Below are 1,056 nucleotides of genomic sequence, written 5' to 3' on the forward strand. Positions count from 1 at the left end.
CTGTACACCCAGGTCCTGGAAGGCCTGAGGGTGATCGAAAACGGACGTTATCTGGATGGCACGTTCGGTCGTGGCGGTCATGCACGTGGCGTGCTCACCCAGCTCGGTCCCGAGGGACGCCTGCTGGTCATGGACAAGGATCCGGAAGCCATTGCCGTTGCCGAGCGCGATTTCGCGCCGGACCCGCGCGTGTCGATCTTCCGTGGCAGCTTCGCCCAGCTGCTGCAGTGGAACGAGACCGCCGAAGGCCTGGATGGCGTGCTGTTCGACCTTGGCGTGTCCTCGCCGCAGCTGGATGTGGCCGAGCGTGGTTTCAGCTTCGGCAAGGACGGCCCGCTGGACATGCGCATGGACCCGGACAGTGGCGAAAGCGCTGCGCAGTGGATCAACCGCGTGGAAGATCGCGAGATCGCCGACGTGCTGTGGACCTACGGCGAAGAGCGGCAGAGCCGGCGCATCGCCCGCGCCATCGTGGCCCGCCGCGAAAAGCAGCCGTTCACCCGTACCGCCGAACTGGCCGAGCTGATCGCCTCGGTGATGCCGCGCGGCAAGGACAAGATCCATCCGGCCACGCGCAGCTTCCAGGCCATCCGCATCCACATCAACCGTGAACTGGCCGACCTCGAAGCCGGCCTGGACGCGGCGGTGGAGCGCCTGAAGCCCGGTGGCCGGCTGGCGGTGATCAGCTTCCACTCGCTGGAAGACCGCATCGTCAAGCAGTACATGAACCGCCTGGCCAAGGCACCGCCGGCCAACCGCCGGCTGCCCGAGGCGCAGGCCTTCGTGCCGACCCTGGACCTGATCGGCGGCGCCATCAAGGCCACCGACGAAGAGCTGGCGATGAACCCGCGCGCCCGCAGCGCCGTGCTGCGTGTGGCCCAGAAGCGGGAGGCCGATGCATGAGCCGGCTGCTGCTGATCATCCTGTTGGCCTGCACCGTGGCCTCGGCGATCGGCGTCGTGTTCGTGCGTCACCGTCACCGGCAGACGTTCATCGAGCTGTCGCGCGCCGAGCGTGCGCGCGATGACCTGAACATCGAATTCGGCCGCCTGCAGC

2 protein-coding genes are annotated in these 1,056 nt (G+C 67.5%); both read left to right on the forward strand.

Annotated elements, in window-relative coordinates:
* A partial coding sequence (rsmH, locus tag AC1VAN_RS22755) for a 16S rRNA (cytosine(1402)-N(4))-methyltransferase RsmH (protein ID WP_480986855.1) occupies positions 1-903 on the forward strand: 903 nt, incomplete at its 5' end.
* Positions 900-1,056: cell division protein FtsL (gene ftsL, locus AC1VAN_RS22760; protein ID WP_480986856.1), on the forward strand; the 157-nt coding region annotated here is incomplete at its 3' end. The genes rsmH and ftsL, both read left to right, overlap by 4 nt.

The sequence above is a fragment of the Stenotrophomonas sp. 05L44_2 genome (assembly GCF_056665995.1).